We start from the raw sequence: 25252 nt of genomic DNA on the forward strand, positions 1-25252 counted from the left end.
GGGGTGGGGCGAGGCGGGCGTGCTCGAGGCGCATGCGCCCGGTGAGTTGCCCTCGGTCCTGGGCGCGCTCGGGTGCGACAGCGTGCGGTGGCTGGACGCGGTGTCCCCTCAAATGCCGGGCCCCTGGTTTGGCGGGATGCGTTTCAGTCCCACGCAGCCGGTGGAGGGCGAGTGGCGCTCGCACGGGCTGGCCCGCTGGACGCTGCCGGAGGTGCTGGTGTGGCGCGAGGGCAGCGCGCTGGCGGTCGCGGTCTTCGCTCCAGAGGGGCCGGGCGCGGAGGACGTGGTGCGCTCGCGGCTGGAGCGCGTGCGAGCGTCCTTCCCACAGTCCTACCGCCATCCGTTGGGCGCGCCGGTCGCGCTGCGCACGGCTTCGTCGCGGCCGGACTTCGAGGCGCTGGTGGACCGCGCGGTGGAGGCCATTGGCGCGGGCCAGCTGCACAAGGTGGTGCTGGCGCGGGCGCTGGAGGCGGAGGGGCCGGAGCCCTTCGACGTGGTGGACGTGCTGGCACGGCTGCGCGAGCAGAACCCAAGATGCGCGACGTTCCTCTTCCGCGCACCGGACGGCACGGGCTTTCTGGGCGCGACGCCGGAGACGCTGTGCCGGGTGGATGGGCGCAGGCTGGAGACGGAAGCGCTCGCGGGGTCCGCGGCGCCGGGCGGCGCGGATGCGCTGGATGCCAGCGACAAGGACCGGCGCGAGCATGACGCGGTGGTGCGCTACATCCTCCAGGCGCTGACGCCGGTGGCGGCGAGCGTGTCCGCGGACGCGCAGCCGTCGGTGCTCGCGCTGAAGAACGTGGTGCACCTGCGCACGGGCATCCGCGCGGAGCTGGCGGACGGCGTGGACACCGCGACGGTCGTCACGGCGCTGCACCCCACGCCCGCGGTGGGCGGCACGCCGCGCGAGCGCGCGTTGTCATTCCTGGTGGAACACGAGTCCCTGGACCGGGGCTGGTACGCGGGACCGGTGGGCTGGGTGGGCCCCGGGCGTGCGCATCTGGTGGTGGCGTTGCGCTCGGCGCTGGTGCGCGGGGCGAAGGCCCGGCTCTTCGTGGGCGCGGGCATCGTCGCGGGCTCCAGCGCGGAGTCCGAGTGGCGGGAGACGGAAATGAAGAGTCTGGCGATGTTGCGCGCGCTGGGGGGCCGGTGAAGTCCCTGGACGCCAACCTCAACGTGCTGTGGTCGCGGGCCCTCCTGGAGGAGTTGGTGCGGGGCGGCGTGCGGCACGCGGTGGTGTGTCCGGGCTCGCGCTCATCGGCGCTGGCGCTCGCATGCGCGCACACGCCGGGCCTGCGCGCCTGGTCCGTCATCGACGAGCGGAGCGCGGGCTTCTTCGCGCTGGGCATGGCGAAGCAGTCGCGTCAGCCGGTGGTGCTGATCGCGACGAGCGGCTCGGCGGGCGCGCACTTCTTCCCGGCGGTCATCGAGGCTGCCATGGCCCAGGTGCCGCTGGTCATCCTCACGGCGGACCGGCCGCTGGAGCTGCAGGGCTGGGGCGCGCCGCAGACGGTGCCCCAGGCGCGCTTCTACGGTGACTTCGCGCGGCTGTTCGCGGACGTGGGCATGCCCGAGGCGAGCAGCCCCGCCATCGCGCACCTGCGAGCTACAGCCGCCCGCGCGGTGAGCACCGCGTGCCGCGCACCCCGAGGCGCCGTGCAGATCAACGTGCCGTTCCGTGAGCCGCTGGCGCCCATCGCGCAGGACTTCGGCGCGGAGAAGCTGACGGCGCTCGCGAAAGAAGGGCGGACGGACGCGCCCCTCACCCGCATCGCGCAGTCGTCGCGGGCTCCGGATGCGGCGGTGCTGGAGGACGTGCGCGCGCGCATCGCCGCCACCGAGCGTGGCGTCATCGTGTGCGGCCCTCGCGACGAGGACGACGGCTTCGCGGAGGCCATCACCGCGCTGAGCCAGGCGACGGGCTACCCGGTGCTCGCGGAGGCCACGTCGCAGGCGCGCTACGGAGGCGGCCCGCTGACCGTGTCGCTCTACGACGCGCTCCTGCGCCATGAGCCGTTCGCGCGCAGCCACACGCCAGAGCTGGTGCTGCGCTTCGGCGGAGGCCTGACGCCCAAGTCGCCGCAGCAATGGTTGGACACCTCCGGCGCGGACATCACCGTCTTCAGCGACGAGGGCGCGCTGTACGACCCGGCGCACCGGGCCACGCGGGTGCTGGAAGGCAACGCGGTGCTCGCGTGCCGCGCGCTTACGGAAGGCCTGTCGCGAGGCCCTGGCCGTTGGGCGCAGGACTTCGTCAACGCGGAGCGGGTGGCTCGCAACGCGCTGGAGCAGGCGCTCGGAGAACAGCCCGACGTGCTGACCGAGCCCCGGCTGGCGCGCGAGGTGGTGGCGGCGCTGCCGGCGAACGCGCTCTTCTTCGTGTCCAGCAGCATGCCCATCCGCGCGGTGGATGCGTTCGCGCACGGTGGCGGTGTTCCGCTGCGCGTGCTGGCGAACCGCGGGGCCAATGGCATCGACGGCATCGTGTCCAGCGCGGCGGGCATGGCCGCGGCGGCGGGGCGGCCGGCGGTGCTCCTTTCCGGCGACCTGGCGCTGCTGCACGACGTGGGCGGGCTCGTGTCCGCGGCGCGGGCGCGCGTGCCCCTGACGGTCGTGGTGGTGAACAACGACGGCGGCGGCATCTTCTCCTTCCTGCCGCTGGCGCAGGTGGCGAAGCCGGACGAGTTCGAGGCCCTCTTCGGCACGCCACACGGCGTGGACCTGTCGCACGCGGCGGCGCTCGCGGGAGCCCGCTTCGAGCGGCCCACGACGCCCACGGCCCTGCGCGCGGCGGTGCGCACCGGGCTGGAGGGAGGCCTCCACCTGGTGGAGGTCCTGGTGGACCGGGCCACCAACGTGGATACGCACCGACACCTCTTCGCGCGGATGGCCGCCGCACTGGGAGAAGGACCATGGGCGTGACGCTCGCTTATGACAGCTGGGGTGAAGGCCCCCATACGCTCCTGGCGCTGCACGGCTTTACCGGCAGCGGCGCTACGTTCGAGCACTTGCGTCCGCTGCTCGGCCGCTCCGTGCGCGTGGTAGCGGTGGACCTGCCCGGGCACGGACGCACGCCGCTGCCGGAGAAGGCAGGCCGCGACGGCTTTCTGGAGACGGTGGACGCCGTGGTCCAACTGGCGCGCGAGCTGGGGGGCCAGGTGGATCTGCTCGGCTATTCGCAGGGCGCGCGGGTGGCGCTGGGCGCCGCGGTGCGCGCGCCGGACTGCTTCGGCCGGCTGATCATGGAGAGCGGCTCGCCCGGGCTGCACCGCCGTCAGGAGCGCTCCGAGCGGCGCGAGGCCGACGCGAAGCTCGTGGACTTCATCCGCGCGAAGGGCGTGGACGCCTTCGTGGAGCGGTGGGAAGCGCTGCCCCTCTTCGACGGGCTGCGCCGCCTGCCAGAGCCGGAGCAGGCCGCGCTGCGCGAGCGTCGCAAGGCGTGCACGGCGCAGGGACTGGCCGGAGCGTTGGAGACCCTGGGCCTGGGCGTACAGCCGGATTACTGGCCGGCGCTGCACCGCCAGCGGCTGCCCACGCTGCTGCTCACCGGTGATCAGGACGAGAAGTTCACGACCCTGGCGAGGCGCATGGCGGCGGAGCTGCCGGTGGTGTGGCGCCGCGCCTTCGCGGGGGTCACCCACGCCCCGCACCTGGAGGCGCCGGAGGAGTACGTGCGCGAAGTGCTCTCGTTCCTCCAGACGCCCTGGTACGAAGCGCCGCAGTTCGAACACGCCATCCTGGCGCGAGAGGCGACCCACTCGTGACAACCCTGGTGAGCACCCCTCCCGATGCGGCGCGTCCCCGGCCCACGCTGAAGACGTGGCTGATGGCCGTGCGTCCGAAGACGCTGACGGCGGGCGCGGTGCCGGTGCTGGTGGCCACGGCGCTCGCGTACGGCAACGGCGTGGGGCGCCTGTTACCGGCGCTCGCGGCGCTCGTGGGCGCGGTGCTGATCCAAATCGGCACCAACTTCATCAACGACTTCTATGACTACAAGAAGGGCGCGGACACCGAGGAGCGCCTGGGGCCCAAGCGCGTGACGCAGAGCGGGCTCATCGCGCCGGGCACGGTGTTGCTGGGCGGCCTCGGGTGCTTCGCGCTGGCGACGCTGGTGGGCCTGTATCTGGTGGCGGTGGGCGGCTTGCCCATCGTGTTCATCGGGGTGGCTTCGCTGCTGTGCGGCTACGCGTACACGGGAGGCCCGTTTCCACTGGCCTACCTCGGCCTGGGCGATCTGTTCGTGCTCATCTTCTTCGGCATCGTGGCGGTGACGGGCACGTACTACGTGCAGGCCGGCTTCGTGAGCCCGGCGGCATGGTGGGCGTCGCTGCCGGTGGGCGCCATCGGCACGTGCCTCATCGTGGTGAACAACCAGCGCGACGCGAGCACGGACGTGAAGGCCAACAAGCGCACGATGGTGGTGCGCTTCGGCCAGGGCTTCGGCCGCGCGGAGTACGTGCTGCTGCTGGTGGCCTCCTACGTCACGCCGTTCGTGCTGTTCGCCAAGGGCTACGCGAGCGCCTGGGTCTTCTTGCCACTCCTGAGCCTGCCGCTGGTGGTGCCGCCGCTGAAGCTGATGCTGAAGGCGGAGGGTGCGGCGCTCAACCCCGCGCTGGGCGGGACGGCGAAGCTGCAGATGCTGTTCGGGTTGCTGTTCGCGGTCGGCCTGTACCTGCGCTGAAGGAGCGTCATGCGCATCACCGAAGCGACGCTCACCCCGCTGCACCTCACTCTGGCCCAACCCCTGAGTACGGCGAGGGGCACCTACGCCACACGCGACGGGTTCATCGTGCGGCTGCGCGACGAGGAAGGTCGCGTAGGGCAGGGTGAAGCCATGCCGCTGCCCGAGTTCGGCACGGAGTCCCTGGCCACCACGCACACGGTGCTGCGCGGGTGGCTGAGCTCCCTCAAGGGCCAGACGTTGGAGGACAGCATCGAGGGGGTCGAAGCCACGCTCGTCCCGACCGCCAGTGAGGAGGTTCGCCAGCGAGGCGCGCGGATCCGCGGCATCGACCCGGAGGAGCCCGTCCCCGCCGCGCAGCACGGCCTGGAACTGGCGCTGCTGGATCTGGTGGCCCAGCGCAAGGGCATCCCCCTGTGCTGGCTGCTCGCGGAGGAGGCGCGGCAGGAGGTCCTGGTGAACGCGCTGCTGAGCGCGGAGGAACCGGGGGCCCTTGCCCAGGAAGCGCGAGAGGCGGTGGAGGAGGGCTATCAGACGCTGAAGGTGAAGGTCGCGGGCCGCTCGCTGGACGCGGACGAAGCGCGGGTCCGGGCCGTGCGCGAAGCGGTGGGGGCCCGCGTGCGCCTGCGTCTGGACGCGAACGGCGGCTGGACGGAGCCCGAAGCCAACCGCGCCCTGGATCGGCTGGGTTGGTACGACCTGGAGCTGGTGGAGCAGCCCACGCCGCCGGAGGACCTGCAGGCGCTGTGGCGGGTGCAGCGCCGAGCCCCGTGCATCATCGCCGCGGACGAGACGCTCGCCACGCCCGCAGCGGTGCGAACGCTCCTCACGATGGACCTGGGCGGTGGGCCGGCGGTGGGCGCGGTGGTGATCAAACCGATGGTGCTCGGGGGGCTGCTGCCCTCCATGGTGGTGGCGCTGCGCGCGGCCCACCTGGGCATGCACGCCTACGTCACCAGCTCCATCGACGGCGTGGTGGCCCGGGCCGGCGCCGCGCATCTGGCCTCCGCGCTGCCCTCGGGAGACCTGGCCTCTGGCCTCGCCGTGGGGCGGCTCTTCGCGGACGAGCCACGGGATCATCCGTATCAACCCCAGCGGGGACTCGTGCGGCTGCGCGACATGCCCGGTCTGGGACTGAGCCCGGACTTCAGCCGGGAACACTGAGCCATGCGCTCGGGCCTTCGTCGCGAAGGCCCGCCGGATTCAACTCTTCGGAGGAGCGAGGCCATGACCTACGACTGCCCCATCCGCGAAGGCGCGCAGCTGCATCCCCATGCGGAAGCACTGCGCTTCGCGGGACAGACCTGGACCTTCCGCGCACTGGACGAAGAGGTGACGCGCTGGACGGAAGCCCTGGCCGCGCGAGGCTTGGACCAGGGGGACCGCGTGGCGTTGCTGTCCACGAGCCACCCGTCGGTGACCTTCCTCTTCTGGGCGCTGGGGCGTCTGGGCGCGATCTTCGCCCCGCTCAATGCCCGGCTCACGCCAGCGGAGCTGCAGCCCCTGATGGAGGACGTCGAGCCCCGGCTCACGCTGGTGCTCGGAGCCCTGCGGGACCGGCTCCCGGAAGCGGAGCTCCTGGAGTCCTTCCCTGACGGCGTGACGACCCACGCCGTGCCCGCCCGCACCTGGGACGCGGACACGTCCCGGGTCATCCTCTTCACCAGCGGAACGACGGGAAGGCCCAAGGGCGCCGTGCTCACGGAAGGTGCCTTCCGTGCCTCATGCCGCGCCTCCGCCGCGAACCTGGGCGCGCACCCCGCGCCGCGCTGGCTGGGCACGCTGCCCCTGTTCCACGTTGGGGGGCTGGCCATGCTCACGCGCACCGCGTACGAGGGCGGCTGCCTCCTCCTGCATGAGCGCTTCGACGCGGACGCCGTCAACCGCGCCATCGACACGGAGGGCGCGTCCCACGCCAGCTTCGTCGCCACCACGTTGGAGCGGGTGCTGGACGCGCGACAAGACCGCACGATGCCCGCGACCTTCCAATGCGCGCTCATCGGCGGAGGCCCCGTCCCCACGGCCCTACTCACGAGGGCACGCGCCGCGGGACTCCTGGCCCTCCAGACCTACGGACTCACCGAGGCCTGCTCCCAGGTCACCACCGAACGCCCCGGCGAAGCGGATGGCAGCACCGCGGGTCCGCCCCTGCCTGGACTTGAGGTCCGCATCGTCGGGACCGACGGTGAGACGCTCGGTGAAGGGCGCGAAGGGGACGTGGAGGTCCGAGGCCCCACGCTCATGGCCCGCTATTGGCGCCAGCGCGATGCCACGCGCGACGCCTTCCATGACGGCTGGCTGCGCACCCGCGACGTGGGCGTCCTGGACGCGAAGGGGCGACTCACCCTCCTGTCGCGCCGCACGGACCTCATCGTACGGGGAGGGGAGAACCTCTATCCGGCCGAAATCGAAGCGGTCCTCGCCAACCACCCGGCCATCGCGGAGTCCGCCGTCGTCGGCGTACCGGAGCCGCACTGGGGCGAGGTCCCCGTGGCCTTCGTCGTCTTGCGCCCCGGCCACACCCTCCCCGAGGACCTGGACGCCTGGTGCCGCCAGTCCCTGGCGCGCTTCAAGGTGCCCGCACGCTTTGTTGCAGTTGAAACATTGCCCCGGAACGCCATGAGCAAGGTGGAGCGCTCCGTCCTGAGAAAACAGGCTCGGTCTCATCCCCCGTATCAGCCTGGGTCCTAGCAACCCTGAATTCCGGATGGATGAGGTTCGCAGGACTCGCTGAGAAGACCTGTCAGGTTGGGTTATAATATTCCGCTGTGGGGGGATCCTGAGAGGAAGCTCAAGGTGAGTACCGCAGTGGAAGCAGTGAAGGTGGAAGGGCAGTCTGAATCGATCCACATCGATGCGCACGCCAGCAAGGCCGCTGGCGCGATGAAGTGCCCCCATCTGGGCGCCCAGTACAACCCGTTCGCGGGACCGCACGTCGAGGATCCACATCCGTTCTACGCGGAGCTGAGACGGGACGCGCCCGTCAGCTACAACCCCATGCTGGGGATGTGGCTGGTGAGCCGTTACGAGGACATCTGCCACGTGCTCAAGGATCCGACGCGCTACTCGTCGGCGGACCTGGGCAACATGGGTTCGGTGCTGTCTCCGGCGACGCTCGCGGTGCTCGCCGAGGGCTATCCGCTGGCGGACAGCCTGATCAATTCGGATCCGCCCGCGCACACCCGGCTGCGCAAGCTGCTGGGCCGCGGCTTCTCCGCCCAGCGCATCGCCGCGCAGGAAGCCCCCATCCGCGCCGTCTCCGAGGAGCTCATCCAGGCCTTCGCGAGCAAGGGGCACGCGGACCTGGTGACGGAGTTCGCGTACCCGCTGCCCGTGCGGGTCATCCTGGGCATGGCGGGCGTTCCCCAGGAGGACATGGCGGACATCAAGCGCTGGTGTGACGACTTCTTCCGGATGATCTTCACCCGCGTTCCGCCTGAAGAGCAGCCGCCGCTCGCGCGCAGCTGGGTCACCTACCAGCACTACGTGGCCCGACTCATCCGCGACCGCACGGACGACCCCCGCGACGACCTGATCAGCTACCTGGTCACCACCGACGCGGACGGCGAAGCGCTCACGCTGCCGGAGCTGATCATCGCCATCGCCGGAAGCATGCTGGCGGCAGGCCACGAAACCACCACCGCGCTGCTCGCCCAGTGCTGGAAGCAGGCCCTGCTCCAGCCCGGCCTCTGGCAGCGGCTGCGCGAGGACCGCTCGCTGGTGCCGCACCTCATCGAGGAGACGCTGCGCTTCGACTCCGTGGCGCACGGGATGATCCGCACCACCCTGGAGGACGTGGAGCTCGCGGGCGTCGCGCTGCCCAAGGGCTCGCGGCTACTCCTGCTCTACGCGTCCGGAAGCCGTGACTCCGCGCTGCTCGCGGACGGGGAGCACTTCGACATCTCCCGGCACCACCCGACGCACCTGGGCTTCGGCCGGGGCATCCACTTCTGCATCGGGGCGCCGCTCGCGCGGCTGGAGGCGCTCATCGCCACCAACCTGCTGCTGGATCAGCTCCCGGACCTGAAGCTGGAGGAGAACCCGGACTTCGGCCACACGCAGTCGCTGACCATCCGCGCCATCCAGCACCTGCGCGTGAACTGGACCCCCACGGGGACCTGAACGCCACCCTGGAGGCTCCCGTCCCGCCCGTGGTGCCCCCACGGACGGGCCGGGTGCTTCATCCGCGTCTCAGCACTCCGACGCGGGGTGACCCCAGGGGTTGCTGCGCGGGTACTGGCGCAGCAGCGTGCACAGGCGGTGCGCGGCGAGCATCGTCGCGGACGGCCGCGGCGGCTCGGCGTGCATCGCCGTCTGGCCCAACCGGGCCGCCTGCAGTGCCAGCGCGTGCTGGACTTCGGGTGACCAACGCTTGAATTCGAGCCATTCCATGAGCCTGCTCCTCGTTGAAGGAGCGGCCATTGAACCCCCTTCAAACCTGGAAATCACGACGCCCCGCGTCGGCCCGGGGCGTCAGTGACCTCCTGCTGACAGGCCACTCAAGCCTTCGAGGGGGTGGCGGGTCGGCCAATGAGCATCATCAAGCCGAAGGGGTTCCCCGGGTTGGTGAGCCGGTCGATTTCCCAGATGTAGTCGTCGCTCAGGCCGTGGGTGAGCTCGCGCATCTCCTCCACGGAGTACGTGCGCAGACAGGACACCACGCCGTCGAACGCCGCCGCGATGGGGATGAGCGGCATGAGGTAGGTGAGGGCGAGCCTGTCCGCGCGAATGGGCCGGATGAACGGCGTCGTCAGCGGCACGTTGATCAGCGCCGCCGCCGTCATCGCGATGGCCGGCCCGCGCCGCTCCACCAGCTCCATGATGGCGATGCCCCGGCGCTGAGCCACGGCGTCCGCCAGCACCTTGCGCGCCATGTCCGGCGGCAGGTGATGGAACGAATTGCACATGATGCGGAAGCCCTTGTACGTCGCGGGCACCGCGGTCGCGTCCACCGGCGTCGTCACGTAGTCGATGCGGCCCGGGTTCGCCGCCTTCGCCTTCTCGAACGCGGAGATCTCCGGGTACAGGTCCGTCAGCAGCGCCGTCGCCTGGTAGCCCTCCTGCGACTCCAGCATCTCCAGCAGCTTCGGCACCGGCCCCGCGCTGCCGGACGCCATGTCCAACAGCTGCGTCTCGCCCATCTCCGCCATCGCGCCCTTGAGCCGCTTCACGAACTCCGAATAGCGGTCATCCGACAGGCTCCACACGTACGCGAGGAAGTCCGTCACCCCCCGGCGCAGCACCTTCGGGAACCAGGGCTGATCCTCTAATTCAAAAAGTTGCAGTCTGGGCATAATCGCTGGGCGCTCCAAGGGGCTCAGTGGGGGAGACAACTCCCGCACTGTCCCGCAGTCCCGAGCGACGTACAAGGGGCGCCTTCCAGGGGCATCCGCACACATCAGGGGGCCGTGAAACACGGACAAGACCCAGAATCCCTGCCGCCTCCATGAAACTTTGAAGCCTTTCAGGAAATCACTGCGCGAAAGGCAGACAGCGGACTGTGCGTGCTGATCAGCCCTGCAAGGTTTCTGGAGGGGTGCGTTTGATTATCAGGCGGTCGGAATGACGCAGACCGGGTGTTTCTGACTCGGGGGGGCAGGCAGCCAGGATCGCGTCGAATCAGCGTATCTAGAGTGGGGTTGCCGGAGTTTATAGGTATTATTACTTACGACACTGGCGACCGAGGGGGGCTTCGGTCGTCCGGTCGCTCGGTTCAAAACGGATCAGCTCGCACACAACGGGAGGGAGTAATGGCTCCGGAATCTGTTGATGTGATCGTCGTCGGAAGCGGCCCGGTGGGGGCCATGGCGGCGAACCTGCTCGGCCAGTACGGCTTGCGCACCGTGGTCATCGAGAAGGAGACCACCGCGCACACCCAGTCCCGCGCCATCAACGCGGACGACGAAGCGCAGCGCATCTTCCAGGCCGCCGGTCTCACGGGGGAACTGGGGCCGGGTTTCCACCCGTGCCTGAAGATGACCTACGTGGACGACGAGATGCGGATGCTCGCCGAGGTGGACTTCACCAAGGTGGAGCGCCCCAACGGCCACCCCATCGGCTCGCTCTTCAACCAGCCCCGCCTGGAGGCCTCGCTGCACCGGGGCATGGAGCGCTTCGCGCACGTCAGCATGTGGCGCGGCCATGAAGTCGAATCCTTCATGCAGGACGACGAAGGCGTGTCCGTGCGCGTGAAGGACAACGTCAATGGCCGCACCATGACGGTGCGCGCGCGCTACCTGCTCGCGTGCGACGGCGCCAAGAGCGGCATCCGCCGCCGGCTGGGCCTGAAGCTGGAGGGCACCACGGCGCTGGAGCACGCGCTGGCCGTCTCCGTGGAGACGCAGTCGTCCGCGCCGGACTTCACCTACTACCCCTGCGGCCCGGAGCGCGTGGGCATCGTGACGCGCACCGCGCACGACGAGATCCGCTTCGACACGCTGGTGAAGCCGGGGCAGGACCTGGAGTCCGTGAAGACGCCCGAGTACGTGCGCGGCATCATCGCGCCCTTCATCGACCCGGACACCGTGAAGGTGAAGAGCGTCAACCTCTACGCCTACCACAGCCGCATGGCGGAGAAGTGGCGCGTGGGCCGGGTGTTCCTGCTCGGGGACGCTGCGCACCTCATGCCGCCGTTCCTGGGGCAGGGCTTGTGCTCCGGCCTGCGCGACGCGGCGAACCTCACCTGGAAGCTGGCGCACGTGCTGGGCGGCGCCGCGGACGCGTCGCTCCTGGACACCTACGAGGTGGAGCGCCGGCCGCACGCCGCGGAGATGATGCGGATGTCGGACGCGCTGGGCTCGATGCTGGCGTCGGGCGGTCCGTTCATGGCCCGCGCGCGCAACGCCTTCATCAAGCTGCTGTACCACATGCCCGTCACCGGCCCGTTCATCCGCGAGTACAAGATGAAGCCGAACCTCTTCCACGCGGAGGGTTTCGTCTTCGGCGGCAAGCGCGGCAAGTCCAAGCAGGCGGCGGAAGGCGCCTACTTCCCGCAGCCGCGCGTGGAGCACGGCGAGGAAGGGGAGCGCCCGTTGGATGACGTCATCGGCCAGCGCTTCGCGGTGCTGACGCGACCGGGTGCGCCCGCGGACGTCCAGCAGGCGGCCAAGGCGCTGGCGGAGGACATCGGCGGCGTGTGGCTGTCCGTGGCGCCGGCGGCGCGCTCCGGCGCGGGCCGCTCCGGCGAGGTGGTGGACCTGGAGGGCAAGCTGGGCGAGTGGTTCGCCCAGCACGGCTCGGACCTGGTCGTCCTGCGCCCGGACCGCTATGTCTACGCGGCCACGAACAGCGCGGGCGTCGCGCAGGTCCATGCTTCGCTGAAGCAGGCCGTCCGCGCGCTCACCCGCTGGGGCAACCGGGGTTCCCGGCGGGCGGCGCAGCTTGGGGCCTGAGGCTTCTCAGGCGGTGGCGGCCTGGAGGATCTGCCGGGCCTTCGCCATGCAGTCGCCGTAGAAGCGCAGGTAGATGTCCAGGGCACGGGCGCCCGTCTTCGCAATGGTCGCCGCGTGCTCGGGCTTCTGGCCCAGCAACTTGTTGAGCATGACCTCGTTGAGCGCCGTGTGACCCACGTCCAGCTCCACGTGCTCCTTGATGAACGACAGCGAGTTCATCACGTCCGGGCCCAGCACGGCCTTGCACTGTTCGATGAGGCGGGGCGCGAACACCACCGACAGGTTTTCGATCTCGTACTCGATGGCGACCTGGCCGCCCGGCATGGGGCCCGCGATGGTCTCCTCGTGGATCTGCCGGTACTCCTGCATGGCCGGGGTGGGGGCCTGCGCCATCAGGGCCTCCGCGTCCAGCTTGGGAAAGCGGCGCGCGTTCCAGCTGGCCACCAGGTTCTTCGTGTCCTCCACCATCATCAGGTGGTGACCGGCCTCGTGCTTGGCGTGCGTGATGAGCTTCTCGCCCACGTCCACCATGCCCGCCTTCACACACGCCTCACCGGCGCGGCGGATCCACCCGTCCACGGGCTCCGTCATGTAGACGCCCAGGGCACACAGCTGGATGAGGAAGGCCTCCAGCAGGGCGGGCTCCACGTTGGGGTCCAGCAGCGTCGTCACGTGGGGACCGGTCGCCAGCATGTGACGGACGTCGGTGACGTGGGGGAGGTACTGCTCTTCGACGAGGGGCTTGGTCATGGGGGGAATCCTCAACGGGAGTGGGCACCACGGCGCCCGATGGTGAGTTCGCTGATGTGCTCCAGGAAGTCCGGAACGAGCTTGGCGGAGATGATCCACAGGTAGGGATCCGGTCCGTCGTGCAGGCCGCACTCCTGCACGTAGTCGCCGCCCTCGTCCTCGCGCAGATAGAGGAAGGAGGGGCGGTTGCGCGCGGCGTACCAGCGGCGCGCCGCGTCCAGGAGCGCCGAGTACGCGCGCGTTCCATCCCCCAGCAGGGAGAACAGGCGCGTGTTGTCCAGCAGGCGGAAGAGGTTCGCGCCCAGCTGGCCCAGCTCCACCACGGCGGCGGCGTGGGGGACGCCGTCGCGGCGGGCGACCAGGACGGTGCGCTCGCGCTCCATGCCGAAGCTCTTCCACTTCGCCGTGACGGGACCCATGTCCAGCCGGTCGCGGGTGAGGTCCAACGACTGCACGTAGCACTCGGGGAACTGCTGCGCGATGGTCGCCGCCAGCAGGCTCAGCTCGCTCGCGGTGGCGGGGCCCACCGTGTACGGGTGCACGCGGCCGGTCAGCTCGTTGCTGAAGGCCTTCATCTTCTGGATCTTCCGGGTGAAGGCCAGGGGCGAACCGGCCTCCATCTGGCGCTGCGCGTACTTCACGTGCGCCTTGTTGATCCACGGGTTGAGGGCCTCCACGTAGGCCACCACCCAGTGGAAGTCCGGGTCGCTCTGCGGGTGCTCGAAGGTGCGCAGGTAGAGGTCGCGCATGATGGCGCCCGCCTCCTTCAGCCCCTCCGGCGGCTTGCCGGGCCGCTTCGCCACCTGGTGGCCCAGCCACGCGTTGCGGTACGGCTTGGTGAAGGACAGCGTCGCTTCAATGCCGCGCTCGGACGGCCACACCGCGTTGCAGAACAGCTGCGGCACTTCCGCGGCGCGCTTCGCCAGCGACGCGAAGTTCTGCTTCAGCTCCTCGAACTCCGCGGGGGTGCTGCCACCCAGGCTGAAGAAGCCGGAGCGGTTGAACAGGTCCCACAGCTCATCCACCAGGCCCTCGCTGGTGCGCGTGGCCGGAGACATCGTCTGGGACACGAAGCGCACCCAGCGCGCCTCGTCGGAAGAGTAGGGCAGCACGCTCAGGCCGCACAGCACGGTGCCGTCCGCGCGCATGCCGCTGACGTAGCGGATCTCCCCGCGCACGCTCACCCGCTGGCCGTCGCCCAGCTCCAGCTCGATGAGGGGCGGCAGCAGGCCCGGGAAGAGCAGGTCCTGCGGCTGGCAGCGCATGCACAGGCCGGAGAAGGACAGGTCCAGCACCTCGCGGCGCATCAGCCCCTGCTCCCGCCAGAGCGGGTGGTGGAACCGGGCGTGCACGCCCTCGGGGGCGGCGACGCGGCGGTGCCAGCGGTGGCGGATGCGGAACAGCTGCTCGGGCAGGGGGGTGAAGAGGCGGTCACCCTCGGTGCGGCCCGTCTCCACGCGCAGGCGGTACGCGGAGTTGTAGCCGATGACGTCGATGTCGTACGCCGGCTCGCCGAAGTCCGGGGTGGACTCCTCCGTACGCCACTCCAGCTGACCGGAAGAAGAGTGGAAGCGCTCCAGCACCATGCGCACCACCCGGCCCTGGCGGCGCAGCACGCCCTTGTTCCCGGACGCGCAGATGGCGGTGAAGATGGAGCGGATCCGCTCCCCGTCCGTGATGATGTCCTGCACGGGCAGCGCGGAGGCCGCCGGCACCGCCACGCCCTGGCGAAGCGCGTCCGACAGGAAGCCCAGGATCTGACGCCCCTGCTCCAGCGTCACGCCCACCAGCTGCAGCCCCACCGGCGCGTTCGGGGCGTCCATGTCCGTCCGGATGAAGGCGCCGTTGAGCGGACCAATCGTGGCGCCGTTACACGCCAGGTACACCGGGAAGGTGCGCGACTCGGTCGCTTCCGCCAGCGGCTGCCGCGGGGCCACCCACACCACCGTCGGAGACAGCCGCGTCACCTCACCCAGCACCGCGTCCGGCCGGCCCACCGCGCAGGTGATGGCCGTGGGGCCGCTGCCGTGCAGCGAGTAGCCCGAGTCATCCAGGGCGGCTTCAGCGGGGGGCAGGGGAATCACGTTGCGCAGCGCGTCGCCACTGCCGAATTCGATCGCATGCCGGAACTTCGAGGACGCTGGGATCCCTCCATCCATCGTCAGGACTCCCCTCTTGCGGGCAGCGCTACCGTTCGTGGTCGGCGATGTTGCGAGCACAACACTTCCTCCCTGATTCACTGGAGACGCTGACGGCTCTGGATTCTGGGAAGACATATTGAAGGTCTCGGCCGTAACAGTCAAATCGAATTTATATGCCTGGGCTGTTTTTTCGTCCCCGCCCCTGACTCACCCTGGGTCGCAGTTGACCGACCATATACGGGTTTTCCGAGGAGCAATCAGGACCCAGCGTGCGCATCCATATCAGCAAGATGGCGCAGGGCTGTAACCCTCCTTCACGTGAATAAGCGGTGGCGGTCCGGGGCTGACGGGCAATGGACCCTGTCAGGGGGGGCCGTTATGGTCGGTACTTCTGGGACTGGCCGGGGATGGGAGCCGCGAATGAGCGCAGCGCTGGATGTGAAGGGATCGCCGGGGGGCGCGGGAGCCTCCTTCGGTGGCCAGGGGCTCGAGTCCGTGGACCTTCCAGACGTCTTCCAGGTGGACGTGGCGGTGTGCGTGCGTGACGCGCTGGGGCTGCTCGGCGCGACGCGGCGGTTGCGCGGCATGGAGGTGGCGCTGGAGCTCCCCGAGGATCCGGTGATCGCCCGGGTCAGCCGGCGCCGCCTGGAGCAGGTGCTCCTGTTGCTCGTCGCCCACGCGGCGGACGTGGCCCCGCAGGCGGCGCCCTCCGTGCGGGTGGTGGTGGATCCGCCGGACGACTTCGGAGACGTGGGGCCTCGCTTCCAGGTGGTGATGCCGGGCGTGAGCCTCTCTGAGCGGGAGACGCGCTCGGTGGTGCTGTCACCCCTGCGCGTGGGCAGCACCCAGCGGCGGCTCGCCCGCGCGCGGGAGCTGGTGGATGCCATGGGCGGGGAGTTCGCGGTAGAGCGCCTGGAAGAGGGGACGGCCGTGAGCGTCGTCCTGCCGGCTCCTGGGCTCGCGAGCTTCTAGGGCGCGCCCGAATTCCGGAATAACGATCCTGCTTTCCGGACCATTGGCTGCGATAAGCGCGGCACGCCCCGGGTGCATCCAACCCAGGGGGACGTGCGGCCAAACTCCTTGACGACCGGGGGCGGGTTCCCGACTATCCGCCGCCTCTCAATACCCCGGTCTCAATCAGGAGTTTGCGTTCATGGCGCCTCCCTCTGGCGAGAAGATCACCCTGCAGAACGGCAAGCTGACCGTTCCGAACAACCCGATCATCCCCTTCATCGAGGGCGACGGCACTGGCCGCGACATCTGGAAGGCCTCGCAGGCCGTGTTCGACGCGGCGGTGGAGAAGGCGTACGGCGGCAAGAAGAAGATCTCCTGGTACGAAGTGCTGGCCGGCGAGAAGTCCTTCAAGCAGGTGAACAACTGGCTGCCGGACGAGACGGTCGCCGCGTTCCGCGAGTACCTGGTGGGCATCAAGGGCCCGCTGACGACGCCGGTGGGCGGTGGCATCCGCTCCCTGAACGTGGCGCTGCGCCAGATGCTGGACCTGTACGTCTGCCTGCGCCCCGTGCGCTACTTCAAGGGCGTGCCCAGCCCGGTGAAGCAGCCGGACAAGGTGGACATGGTCATCTTCCGTGAGAACACGGAAGACATCTACGCGGGCATCGAGTTCGAGGCCGGCACCGCGCAGGCGGAGAAGTTCCTGGGCTGGCTGAAGCAGGAGTTCCCCAAGGAGGCGGGCAAGATCCGCTTCCCGGCGAACGTGGGCATCGGCATCAAGCCCGTGTCGCAGGAAGGCACGGAGCGCCTGGTGCGCGCGGCCATCCAGTACGCGGTGGACCTCAAGCGCAAGAGCGTCACGCTGGTCCACAAGGGCAACATCATGAAGTTCACCGAGGGCGCGTTCCGCAAGTGGGGCTACGACCTCGCGGCGCGTGAGTTCGGTGACAAGGTCTACACCTGGGACCAGTGGGAGGCGACCAAGGCCGCCAAGGGCGAGGAGGCCGCCAACGCCGAGCAGAAGGCCGCGGTGTCCGCCGGGAAGATCATCATCAAGGACTCCATCGCGGACATCACCCTGCAGCAGGTGCTGACCCGTCCGGACGAGTTCGACGTCATCGCCACGCTGAACCTCAACGGCGACTACCTGTCGGACGCGCTCGCGGCGCAGGTGGGCGGCATCGGCATCGCGCCGGGCGGCAACATCAACTACGTCTCCGGCCACGCCGTCTTCGAGGCCACCCACGGCACCGCGCCGAAGTACGCGGACCTGGACAAGGTGAACCCGGGCTCCGTCATCCTCTCTGGCGAGATGATGCTCCGCCACATGGGCTGGAACGAGGCCGCGGACCTGATCATCAAGGGCATGGACAAGGCCATCGCGGCGCGCACCGTGACGTACGACTTCGCGCGCCTGATGAAGCTGGAGACGAAGGAGACCGTGTCCGAGGTGAAGTGCTCGGAGTTCGGTCAGGCCATCATCAAGCACATGTAGTCCCCACCCCCAAAGCAGGAGGGCGAAACCATGGCTCACAAGAAGAAGAAGATCGGCCTCATCGGTGGCGGTCAGATCGGCGGCAACCTGGCGCTGCTGGCGGTCCAGAAGAACCTTGGCGACGTGGTGCTCTACGACATCCCGGCGGCCGAGGGTCTGGTCAAGGGCAAGGCGCTGGACATCAACCAGCTGTCCGCGGTGGACGGCTACGACAGCCGCGTCACCGGCTCCACCGACTGGAAGGACGTCGCGGGCTCGGACGTGATCATCATCACGGCCGGCGTGCCCCGGAAGCCCGGCATGTCCCGCGAGGACCTGCTCGAGGTCAACCTGAAGATCATGAAGGACGTGGCGGGCAACATCAAGCAGCACGCCCCGGACGCCTTCGTCATCAACGTGGCCAACCCGCTGGACGCGATGGTGTTCGCGCTCCACAAGATCGCCGGCCTGAAGGACAACATGGTCGTGGGCATGGCGGGCGTGCTGGATACCAGCCGCTTCAAGTGCTTCGTGGCCGAGGCCCTCGGCTGCTCCATCCGTGACGTGGAGGCACTCGTCCTCGGCGGCCACGGCGACGACATGGTCCCGCTCGTGCGTCACAGCACCGTGGGCGGCGTGCCCCTGACCCAGCTCATCGCCAAGGACAAGCTGGACGCCATCATCGACCGCACCCGCAAGGGCGGCGCGGAGCTGGTGGGCCTGTACAAGACGGGCAGCGCCTACTTCGCCCCGGCGTCCTCCTCCATCGCCATGGCGGAGAGCTTCCTCTTCGACCGCAAGCGCGTGCTGCCGGCCGCCGCCCTGCTCAAGGGCCAGTACGGCATCAGCGACTTCTTCTTCGGCGTCCCCGCCCAGATCGGCGCGAACGGCGTGGAGAAGATCATCGAGGTGGAGCTGAACGAGGCGGAGAAGGCCGAGCTGAGCAAGTCCTTCACCTCCGTCAAGGGCACCGTCGACCTCGTGAAGCTGTAGTCCCCGGTCTTCGGCCGGGCCCGCTGGAATGCTGCTGGCGGGCCCCGCCTGATGCCGTGAATGATCCGGGCTTATCCCCGGGCGCACCGTCCTTGCGGCGGTATTTTTCCAAGTTAACTAGCGTGTTGGACTCGCACCTGGCACGGGAGCGGGGCAGCGTCGCGAAGCAGGACTTCAGCGGCCCCCCGTGAAGGCACCCCCCCGGCTGCCGGTGGTCAAGGAGACGATGATGGCGGCAGCAGCGCGATTCACGGTGGTGGGCGGCGGTCTCGCCGGGCTGATGACGACGATCAAGCTGGCGGAGGCGGGCCACCAGGTGGACGTGCTCTCGCTCGTCCCCGTCAAGCGTTCCCACTCCGTCTGCGCCCAGGGCGGCATCAACGGCGCGGTGAACACCAAGGGTGAAGGCGACCACCCGGACATCCACGTGAAGGACACGCTGCGCGGCGGCGACTTCCTCGCGGAGCAGGTGTCCGTGAAGGGCATGTGCTACGCGGCGCCCGGCATCATCTACCTGTTGGACCGCATGGGCGTGACGTTCAACCGCACGCCGGAAGGCCTGCTGGACTTCCGCCGCTTCGGCGGCACCCTGCACAACCGCACCGCGTTCGCGGGCGCCACCACCGGCCAGCAGCTGCTCTACGCGCTGGACGAGCAGGTCCGCCGCTACGAGGCGGAGGGCAAGGTCACCAAGTACGAGTACTGGGAGTGGCTGGGCACGGTGAAGGACGAGTCCGGCCGCTGCATCGGCAGCGTGGCCATGGACCTGCGCACCATGGAGATCCGCACCTTCCCGGCGGAGGCGGTGTGCCTGGCCACGGGTGGCCCTGGCATCGTCTTCGGGCGCTCCACCAACTCCATCATCAACACCGGCACCGCCGCGGGCCGCGCGTACATGGAAGGCGCGCTGTACGCCAACGGCGAGTTCATCCAGGTGCACCCCACCTCCATCCCGGGCGAGGACAAGCTGCGCCTGATGAGCGAGTCCGTGCGCGGCGAGGGCGGCCGCGTCTGGGTGCCCCGGAAGAAGGGCGACACTCGCAACCCCCGGGACATCGCGGAGAGCGAGCGCTGGTACTTCCTGGAAGAGAAGTACCCCAAGTACAAGAACCTGGTGCCGCGCGACGTGGCGACGCGCGAGATCTTCATGGTCTGCCGCGACCTGGGCCTGGGCCTGGGCGGGCGCGACGGCGTGTACCTGGACGTGACGCACATCCCGGCCAAGACGCTCGACGCGAAGATCAAGGGCGTGATGGAGATCTACGAGAAGTTCGTCGGAGATGATCCGCGCCACACGCCCATGGTCATCTTCCCGGGCATGCACTACTCGATGGGCGGCCTGCACGTCTCCTTCGAGGCCGACTCGCGCACGCAGACGCCGCTGGACGGCAGCCCGGTGAACCAGAGCACGCGCATCCCCGGCCTGTACGCGGCCGGCGAGGCGGACTCCGCCTTCCACGGCGCGAACCGTCTGGGCGCCAACTCGCTCCTGTCCTGCATCTACTCCGGCATGATCGGCGGCCCGGCGATGGTGTCCTTCGCCAAGAGCCAGGAGACCAGCGCCGCGGCGATGCCGGAGAAGTACTTCGCGGACGCGAAGAAGTACTGGCAGGACCGCTTCGCCACCATCAAGGCGATGAACGGGCAGGAGAACCCGTACCAGATCGCCAAGGAGCTGGGCGAGGTGATGACGGAGAACTGCACCGTCGTCCGCTACAACGACCGCCTGAAGAAGACCATCGAGCGCGTCCGCGAGCTCAAGCAGCGCTGGAACAACGTCAACGTGCTGGACACGGGCGTCGTCGCCAACCGCGCGCTGTCGTACACCAACCAGGTGTGGAACATGCTGGAGCTGGGCGAGGTCATCGCCACCAGCGCGCTCCTGCGCGACGAGAGCCGCGGCGCCCACTACAAGCCGGACTTCTCCCTGCCGGAGCCCAAGGTGAAGGACCCGACCAAGGATCCGGAGTGGATGGAGCTGTGGCGCAAGCGCCACGAGAAGTGGGCGAAGACGACCATCGCCACCTACGCCGCCCAGGGCCCGCAGATCTCCTACCAGGACCTGCCCACGCCCGTGCTGGACCCCGAGCCCCGCTGGTACGCGTAAGGCGTTCGTTTTCTTTCCGGGCTCGCGCGCGTCGTCATCCGGCGCACGCGGGCACCGCCACCTGATTTGGCAGTGAAGGGAAGGGCAGCCGCACCATGGACACCGCACAGGCCAGCGCCGTCAGCTCGAAGACCATCGCCTTCCGCATCTGGCGGCAGGATGACCCGAACAAGCCCGGGCACTTCGAAGAGTTCAAGGTTCCCTATGCGAAGGGCGCCAACGTCATCTCCTGCCTGATGGAGATCCAGCGCAACCCCGTCACCGCGGAGGGCAAGAAGGTGGCCCCCGTGGTGTGGGACTCCGCGTGCCTCGAGGAGGTGTGCGGCAGCTGCGCCATGAACATCAACGGCCGGGTGCGCATGGCGTGCTCCGCCCTGGTGGACAAGCTCCAGCAGCCCATCACCCTGGAGCCGATGAAGAAGTTCCCGGTGGTGCGCGACCTCACCGTGGACCGCGACCGCATGTTCGAGTCGCTCAAGCGCGTGAAGGGGTGGATCCCCGTCGACGGCACGTACAACCTGGGCCCCGGCCCGCGCCAGTCGCAGAAGGACCACTCCGTGATGTACGTGCTGTCCACGTGCATCACCTGCGGCAGCTGCCTGGAGGCGTGCCCCCAGGTGACGCTGGACAACGACTTCATCGGCGCCGCGCCCATCAGCCAGGCCCGCCTGTTCAACATGCACCCCACGGGCAAGCTGAACGCGGAGGAGCGCACGCGCGCCCTCATGGGCCCCGGAGGCATCCAGGACTGCGGCAAGGCGCAGAACTGCGTGAAGGTCTGCCCGAAGGAGATCCCCCTCACCACCTCCATCGCGGTAATGAACCGCGAGGTGAGCAAGCTGATCATCAAGGACATCTTCTTCAAGGAAGAGGAGCAGAAGGCCTCCGCCGGTCCGGGCTAACCCTCCCGGACGCTGACCTGGCTTCCTCGCGGCCCCGTGCCTGCGCCTCCTGTCACGGGGGCGCCGGGCGGGGCCGTTTGCGTGAAGGTCGCCTCATTCGCCCGGACACCGGGTGTTATCCCTGGAGGCACACGCCTGTGTCCCGTCGCGACGCTGGAGGCCAAACGGCCTTGCCATCCGTCGTTTTCTGCGCAATGAGGGCCCGCGTTGACGCCCCGTGTAGGGGTTGTCCTCGTCTCCCCTCGTCCCACCCGGAGATTCGATGAAGATCCACGAGTACCAGGGCAAGGAACTCTTCCGGAAGTATGGCGTGCCCACGCCGCGCGGCATCCTCGCGCTCTCTCCCGATGAGGCGGAGGCCGCGGCGAAGGAACTCGCCACGCCCGTCGTCGTCGTGAAGGCGCAGATCCACGCAGGCGGCCGCGGCAAGGGCGGCGGCGTGAAGCTGGCCAAGAGCCCCGCGGAGGCCAAGGCGCTCACCCAGCAGATCCTGGGCATGATGCTCAAGACCATCCAGACCGGCCCGGAAGGGCAGAAGGTCCACAAGGTCTACATCGAGGAAGGTCTCGACATCGGCCAGGAGCTGTACCTGGGCGTGACGCTCGACCGCGCCACCAGCCGCGTCACCTTCATGGCGTCCACCGAGGGCGGCGTGGAGATTGAAGAAGTGGCGGAGAAGCACCCGGAGAAGATCCTCCGCGCCGTCGTGGACCCCACGGTGGGCTTCGCCGACTTCCAGGGCCGCGAGCTGGCCTTCGGGCTGGGCCTGTCGGGCCCCACGGTGAACAAGTTCGTCCAGTTCTGCACCGCACTCTACAAGATGTACATGGAGACGGACGCGTCCCTGGTGGAGATCAACCCGCTGGTCATCCGCAAGAGCGGCGGCGTGGTGGCGCTCGACGCGAAGGTGACCTTCGACGAGAACGCGCTCTACCGGCACAAGGACCTGCTGGAGTACCGCGACCTGGCGGAGGAGGAGCCCCGCGAGACGCAGGCCAAGGAGCACGACTTGGCCTACATCGCGCTGGACGGCAACATCGGCTGCATGGTGAACGGCGCGGGTCTGGCCATGGCCACCATGGACACCATCAAGCTGGTGGGCGGCGCTCCGGCCAACTTCCTGGACGTGGGCGGCGGCGCGAGCAAGGAGAAGGTGACGGCGGCCTTCAAGCTCATCCTCGCGGATCCGCAGGTCAAGGCGGTGCTCGTCAACATCTTCGGCGGCATCATGAAGTGTGACGTCATCGCGGACGGCATCATCGCGGCGGCGAAGGAAGTGCAGCTGAAGATCCCGCTCGTCGTGCGCCTGGAAGGCACCAACGTGGAGCAGGGCAAGGAACTGCTCCGCAACTCGGGCCTCGCCATCACCCCCGCGGACAACCTGCGCCAGGCGGCCGAGAAGGCCGTGGCGGCCATCAAGTAGGGCCTTCGCTCCCTCTTTCCTGAAAGAACGCCATGAGCATCCTCGTCAACGAGAACACGAAGGTCCTCGTCCAGGGCATCACCGGATCGGCGGGCTCGTTCCACGCCAAGCAGATGCTGGAGTACGGGACGAAGATTGTGGGCGGTGTCACGCCGGGCAAGGGCGGCACCTCCTTCGAGGGCAAGGTCCCCGTGTTCAACACGGTGGCCGACGCGGTGAAGCAGGCGGGCGCGAACACGTCCGTCATCTTCGTGCCGCCGCCCTTCGCCGCTGACTCCATCATGGAGGCCGCGGACGCCGGCATCTCCCTCATCATCACCATCACCGAGGGCATCCCGGTCAACGACATGGTGCGCGCCAAGCGCTACCTGCAGGGCAAGCCGGGCGTGCGCCTCATCGGGCCGAACTGCCCGGGCGTCATCACCCCCGGCGCCAAGTGCAAGATCGGCATCATGCCGGGCCACATCCACAAGCCGGGCCGCATCGGCGTGGTGTCCCGCTCCGGCACGCTGACCTACGAGGCCGTGCACCAGCTGACGCAGCTGGGCCTGGGCCAGTCCACCGCGGTGGGCATTGGCGGCGACCCCGTCAACGGCACCAACTTCGTGGACGTGCTGAAGCTCTTCCAGGCCGACCCTGAGACGGACGCCGTCATCATGATCGGTGAGATCGGCGGCAGCGCCGAGGAAGAGGGCGCCGAGTACGTCAAGCGCGAGTTCACCAAGCCCATCGCCGGCTTCATCGCCGGTCAGTCCGCGCCCCCGGGCAAGCGCATGGGCCACGCGGGCGCCATCATCTCCGGCGGCAAGGGCACGGCCGGGGAGAAGATCAAGGCGATGGAGGCCGCGGGCATCCTGATGGCCGCCAGCCCCGCCGAGCTGGGCACCACGCTGCAGGAGGCCGTCAAGCGCGGCCCCCCGAAGCGCTAAGCCGAACCTTTCACACGACACACACACGAGGAGCCAACGACCATGGCCATCGAGCGCACGCTGTCCATCATCAAGCCGGACGGGCTGAAGAACCACCACATCGGGGAGATCATCGCCCGGTTCGAGAAGGCGGGCCTGACGCCCGTCGGCATCCGTCTGCAGCAGCTGTCGCAGAAGGAAGCGGAAGGCTTCTACGCCGTCCACAGCGCCCGGGGTTTCTTCAAGGACCTGGTCTCGTTCATGACCTCCGGACCGGTGGTCGTGATGGCCCTGGAAGGCGAGAACGCCGTCCTGAAGAACCGTGACCTCATGGGCGCCACGGATCCGAAGAAGGCCGACAAGGGCACCATCCGCGCGGACTTCGCCCAGAGCATCGACGCGAACACGGTGCACGGTTCGGACAGCCTGGAGAACGCGAAGAACGAGATCGCGTACTTCTTCCGCGAGACCGAGCTCCAGAAGTACTAGGCAGCGTCCAGCCTGCTGACAGCGGCCCGGTGTCCACGCCCCACGAGGCGCGGACCCGGGCCGTCGTCTTTTCCGCGCTCCGTATCCGGTTGCCCTGCCGGGCGGTCCTTGCTACCGATAATGAAAATCACAATCGGCAAGGAAGCACGCATGAGCGGCGATTCAGAGCGCGTGGCCCGTCGTGGGCCGTTCCCGGTGAAGTTGCGGTTGCTGGAAGTCCTTCGCGTGACGCGGCTGTCGCCGCACATGGTGCGCGTGACGCTGGGCGGCCCGGAGCTGGAGGGCTTCACGTCCCCCGGCGCGGATGACCACGTGAAGTGCTTCTTCGCGAAGCCCGGCGTGAAGAAGCCGAACATGCCGGTGGTGGGGCCCCACGGCCTGTCCATGCCGGAGGGGCTGGAGAAGCCGGCGTCGCGCGACTACACGCCGCGCCGCTTCGACCCGAAGGCCGGGGAGCTGGACATCGACTTCGTGCTGCACGGCGAGGGCCCCGCGTCGCTGTGGGCGCAGCAGACTAAGCCCGGCGACTACATGGGCATTGGCGGTCCGCGCAGCACGCACGACGTGGCGGACGACTTCGACTGGTACCTGCTCGCGGGGGACCAGAGCGCTCTGCCGGCCATCGCACGGCGCCTGGAAGAGCTTCCGGCGGGCAAGCGCGCGTTCGCCTTCATCGAGGTCGCGGACGCCGCGGAGGAGCAGCCCATCGCCAGCAAGGCGGACGTGAAGGTCACCTGGCTGCACCGGGGCAGCGCGGAGGCCGGCACCACGAAGCACCTGGAGGACGCGCTGCGCGCCTGGACGCAGCCCTCCGGGGACGGGTTCGTGTTCGTGGCGGGCGAGTCCACGTCGCTCAAGCCCATCCGGGAACACCTGGTGAACGAGCGCGGTCTGAACAAGAGCTGGATGCGGGTGACGGGCTACTGGAAGCGCGGCGTCGCCGAGCACCACGACTCGAAGGGGTAGGCAGGGGAGGGGGCGGGCACTCCTTTGACTTGCCGTGCCTTCTTGTGGGAAGCACGCCCCATTGCCCTCCGTT

General features: G+C 69.1%; 21 protein-coding genes. 17 read left to right on the top strand and 4 right to left on the bottom strand.

Annotation, left to right across the window (positions count from 1 at the left end; translation table 11 throughout):
* The 7 genes from D7V77_RS13520 to D7V77_RS13550 form a co-directional block, all read left to right on the top strand.
* The coding region (locus D7V77_RS13520) for an isochorismate synthase MenF (RefSeq protein WP_120576694.1) at positions 1-1153 on the top strand (1153 nt) is incomplete at its 5' end.
* Entirely contained in the window at positions 1150-2922 is a 1773-nt protein-coding gene (gene menD, locus D7V77_RS13525) for a 2-succinyl-5-enolpyruvyl-6-hydroxy-3-cyclohexene-1-carboxylic-acid synthase (RefSeq protein ID WP_233596968.1), read from the top strand. The genes D7V77_RS13520 and menD, both read left to right, overlap by 4 nt.
* Positions 2913-3764: a 2-succinyl-6-hydroxy-2,4-cyclohexadiene-1-carboxylate synthase gene (gene menH / locus D7V77_RS13530; protein WP_120576695.1), complete on the top strand. Its 852-nt coding sequence runs from the start codon at positions 2913-2915 to the stop codon at positions 3762-3764. The genes menD and menH overlap by 10 nt, the downstream gene beginning before the upstream one ends.
* The gene (locus D7V77_RS13535) at positions 3761-4681 is read left to right on the top strand and encodes a 1,4-dihydroxy-2-naphthoate polyprenyltransferase (RefSeq protein ID WP_120576696.1); all 921 of its coding nucleotides are present in this window, start codon (positions 3761-3763) and stop codon (positions 4679-4681) included. Before menH ends, D7V77_RS13535 begins: the two co-directional genes overlap by 4 nt.
* A 9-nt stretch (positions 4682-4690) precedes the next feature.
* Positions 4691-5845 (top strand): o-succinylbenzoate synthase, encoded by a 1155-nt coding sequence (gene menC, locus D7V77_RS13540; protein ID WP_120576697.1) that lies wholly within the window; start codon positions 4691-4693, stop codon positions 5843-5845.
* Positions 5846-5908: 63 nt separating this feature from the next.
* A complete protein-coding gene (gene menE / locus D7V77_RS13545) occupies positions 5909-7372 on the top strand; it encodes an o-succinylbenzoate--CoA ligase (RefSeq protein ID WP_120576698.1) in 1464 nt (487 codons plus the stop codon).
* 105 nt (positions 7373-7477) lie between these two features.
* The gene (locus D7V77_RS13550) at positions 7478-8803 is read left to right on the top strand and encodes a cytochrome P450 (protein WP_120576699.1); all 1326 of its coding nucleotides are present in this window, start codon (positions 7478-7480) and stop codon (positions 8801-8803) included.
* A 69-nt stretch (positions 8804-8872) separates the two neighbouring features.
* Here the strand turns inward: D7V77_RS13550 and D7V77_RS13555 are convergent, their stop codons facing one another.
* Together D7V77_RS13555 and D7V77_RS13560 are read right to left on the bottom strand one after the other, a co-directional pair.
* Positions 8873-9073, bottom strand: coding sequence for a hypothetical protein (locus tag D7V77_RS13555; RefSeq protein WP_120576700.1), 201 nt, complete (start codon positions 9071-9073; stop codon positions 8873-8875).
* Between the two features lie 107 nt (positions 9074-9180).
* A complete protein-coding gene (locus tag D7V77_RS13560) occupies positions 9181-9975 on the bottom strand; it encodes a class I SAM-dependent methyltransferase (RefSeq protein ID WP_126932977.1) in 795 nt (264 codons plus the stop codon).
* A 456-nt stretch (positions 9976-10431) separates the two neighbouring features.
* Between D7V77_RS13560 and D7V77_RS13565 the strand changes: the two genes are divergently transcribed.
* Positions 10432-12072 (top strand): bifunctional 3-(3-hydroxy-phenyl)propionate/3-hydroxycinnamic acid hydroxylase, encoded by a 1641-nt coding sequence (locus D7V77_RS13565; RefSeq protein WP_120576702.1) that lies wholly within the window; start codon positions 10432-10434, stop codon positions 12070-12072.
* 6 nt (positions 12073-12078) lie between these two features.
* Here D7V77_RS13565 and D7V77_RS13570 read toward each other — a convergent pair whose 3' ends face one another.
* A complete protein-coding gene (locus tag D7V77_RS13570; protein WP_120576703.1) occupies positions 12079-12822 on the bottom strand; it encodes a hypothetical protein in 744 nt (247 codons plus the stop codon).
* A gap of 11 nt (positions 12823-12833) precedes the next feature.
* The gene (locus tag D7V77_RS13575; protein ID WP_169820686.1) at positions 12834-14981 is read right to left on the bottom strand and encodes a hypothetical protein; all 2148 of its coding nucleotides are present in this window, start codon (positions 14979-14981) and stop codon (positions 12834-12836) included.
* 402 nt (positions 14982-15383) lie between these two features.
* On the opposite strand from D7V77_RS13575, the gene D7V77_RS13580 reads away from it, so the two are divergent.
* The 9 genes from D7V77_RS13580 (at position 15384) to D7V77_RS13620 (ending at position 25179) form a co-directional block, all read left to right on the top strand.
* Positions 15384-15935 carry an ATP-binding protein gene (locus D7V77_RS13580; RefSeq protein WP_120576705.1) on the top strand — a complete coding sequence of 184 codons (552 nt, stop codon included), beginning with the start codon at positions 15384-15386 and terminating at the stop codon, positions 15933-15935.
* 181 nt (positions 15936-16116) lie between these two features.
* Positions 16117-17412, top strand: a complete 1296-nt coding sequence (gene icd / locus D7V77_RS13585) for an NADP-dependent isocitrate dehydrogenase (RefSeq protein ID WP_120576706.1) — start codon at positions 16117-16119, stop codon at positions 17410-17412.
* 30 nt (positions 17413-17442) lie between these two features.
* On the top strand, positions 17443-18384 hold the full coding sequence (gene mdh / locus D7V77_RS13590; protein ID WP_120576707.1) for a malate dehydrogenase: 942 nt from the start codon (positions 17443-17445) through the stop codon (positions 18382-18384).
* A gap of 229 nt (positions 18385-18613) precedes the next feature.
* Positions 18614-20491 carry a succinate dehydrogenase flavoprotein subunit gene (gene sdhA / locus D7V77_RS13595; protein ID WP_120576726.1) on the top strand — a complete coding sequence of 626 codons (1878 nt, stop codon included), beginning with the start codon at positions 18614-18616 and terminating at the stop codon, positions 20489-20491.
* A 95-nt stretch (positions 20492-20586) separates the two neighbouring features.
* The gene (sdhB, locus tag D7V77_RS13600) at positions 20587-21393 is read left to right on the top strand and encodes a succinate dehydrogenase iron-sulfur subunit (protein ID WP_120576708.1); all 807 of its coding nucleotides are present in this window, start codon (positions 20587-20589) and stop codon (positions 21391-21393) included.
* A gap of 262 nt (positions 21394-21655) precedes the next feature.
* Positions 21656-22816, top strand: a complete 1161-nt coding sequence (gene sucC / locus D7V77_RS13605) for an ADP-forming succinate--CoA ligase subunit beta (RefSeq protein WP_120576709.1) — start codon at positions 21656-21658, stop codon at positions 22814-22816.
* Positions 22817-22848: 32 nt separating this feature from the next.
* The gene (gene sucD / locus D7V77_RS13610; RefSeq protein WP_120576710.1) at positions 22849-23745 is read left to right on the top strand and encodes a succinate--CoA ligase subunit alpha; all 897 of its coding nucleotides are present in this window, start codon (positions 22849-22851) and stop codon (positions 23743-23745) included.
* A gap of 42 nt (positions 23746-23787) precedes the next feature.
* Positions 23788-24213 carry a nucleoside-diphosphate kinase gene (gene ndk, locus D7V77_RS13615; protein ID WP_120576711.1) on the top strand — a complete coding sequence of 142 codons (426 nt, stop codon included), beginning with the start codon at positions 23788-23790 and terminating at the stop codon, positions 24211-24213.
* 150 nt (positions 24214-24363) lie between these two features.
* The gene (locus D7V77_RS13620; RefSeq protein ID WP_120576712.1) at positions 24364-25179 is read left to right on the top strand and encodes a siderophore-interacting protein; all 816 of its coding nucleotides are present in this window, start codon (positions 24364-24366) and stop codon (positions 25177-25179) included.
* Positions 25180-25252 lie beyond the last annotated feature (73 nt).

Source organism: Corallococcus sp. CA041A (genome assembly GCF_003612075.1).
In the GTDB taxonomy this organism is placed as follows: Bacteria; Myxococcota; Myxococcia; order Myxococcales; family Myxococcaceae; genus Corallococcus; species Corallococcus exiguus.

Excerpts from the sequence above, each read along its gene's own strand:
- D7V77_RS13560 (WP_126932977.1), bottom strand. The coding sequence starts at position 9,975 with ATGCCCAGACTGCAACTTTTTGAATTAGAGGATCAGCCCTGGTTCCCG.
- sucC (WP_120576709.1), top strand. The coding sequence starts at position 21,656 with ATGAAGATCCACGAGTACCAGGGCAAGGAACTCTTCCGGAAGTATGGC.
- sucD (WP_120576710.1), top strand. The coding sequence starts at position 22,849 with ATGAGCATCCTCGTCAACGAGAACACGAAGGTCCTCGTCCAGGGCATC.
- ndk (WP_120576711.1), top strand. The coding sequence starts at position 23,788 with ATGGCCATCGAGCGCACGCTGTCCATCATCAAGCCGGACGGGCTGAAG.
- mdh (WP_120576707.1), top strand. The coding sequence starts at position 17,443 with ATGGCTCACAAGAAGAAGAAGATCGGCCTCATCGGTGGCGGTCAGATC.
- menE (WP_120576698.1), top strand. The coding sequence starts at position 5,909 with ATGACCTACGACTGCCCCATCCGCGAAGGCGCGCAGCTGCATCCCCAT.
- sdhA (WP_120576726.1), top strand. The coding sequence starts at position 18,614 with ATGGCGGCAGCAGCGCGATTCACGGTGGTGGGCGGCGGTCTCGCCGGG.
- icd (WP_120576706.1), top strand. The coding sequence starts at position 16,117 with ATGGCGCCTCCCTCTGGCGAGAAGATCACCCTGCAGAACGGCAAGCTG.
- menC (WP_120576697.1), top strand. The coding sequence starts at position 4,691 with ATGCGCATCACCGAAGCGACGCTCACCCCGCTGCACCTCACTCTGGCC.
- menH (WP_120576695.1), top strand. The coding sequence starts at position 2,913 with ATGGGCGTGACGCTCGCTTATGACAGCTGGGGTGAAGGCCCCCATACG.
- D7V77_RS13580 (WP_120576705.1), top strand. The coding sequence starts at position 15,384 with ATGAGCGCAGCGCTGGATGTGAAGGGATCGCCGGGGGGCGCGGGAGCC.
- sdhB (WP_120576708.1), top strand. The coding sequence starts at position 20,587 with ATGGACACCGCACAGGCCAGCGCCGTCAGCTCGAAGACCATCGCCTTC.
- D7V77_RS13570 (WP_120576703.1), bottom strand. The coding sequence starts at position 12,822 with ATGACCAAGCCCCTCGTCGAAGAGCAGTACCTCCCCCACGTCACCGAC.
- D7V77_RS13620 (WP_120576712.1), top strand. The coding sequence starts at position 24,364 with ATGAGCGGCGATTCAGAGCGCGTGGCCCGTCGTGGGCCGTTCCCGGTG.
- D7V77_RS13555 (WP_120576700.1), bottom strand. The coding sequence starts at position 9,073 with ATGGAATGGCTCGAATTCAAGCGTTGGTCACCCGAAGTCCAGCACGCG.
- D7V77_RS13575 (WP_169820686.1), bottom strand. The coding sequence starts at position 14,981 with ATGGATGGAGGGATCCCAGCGTCCTCGAAGTTCCGGCATGCGATCGAA.
- D7V77_RS13565 (WP_120576702.1), top strand. The coding sequence starts at position 10,432 with ATGGCTCCGGAATCTGTTGATGTGATCGTCGTCGGAAGCGGCCCGGTG.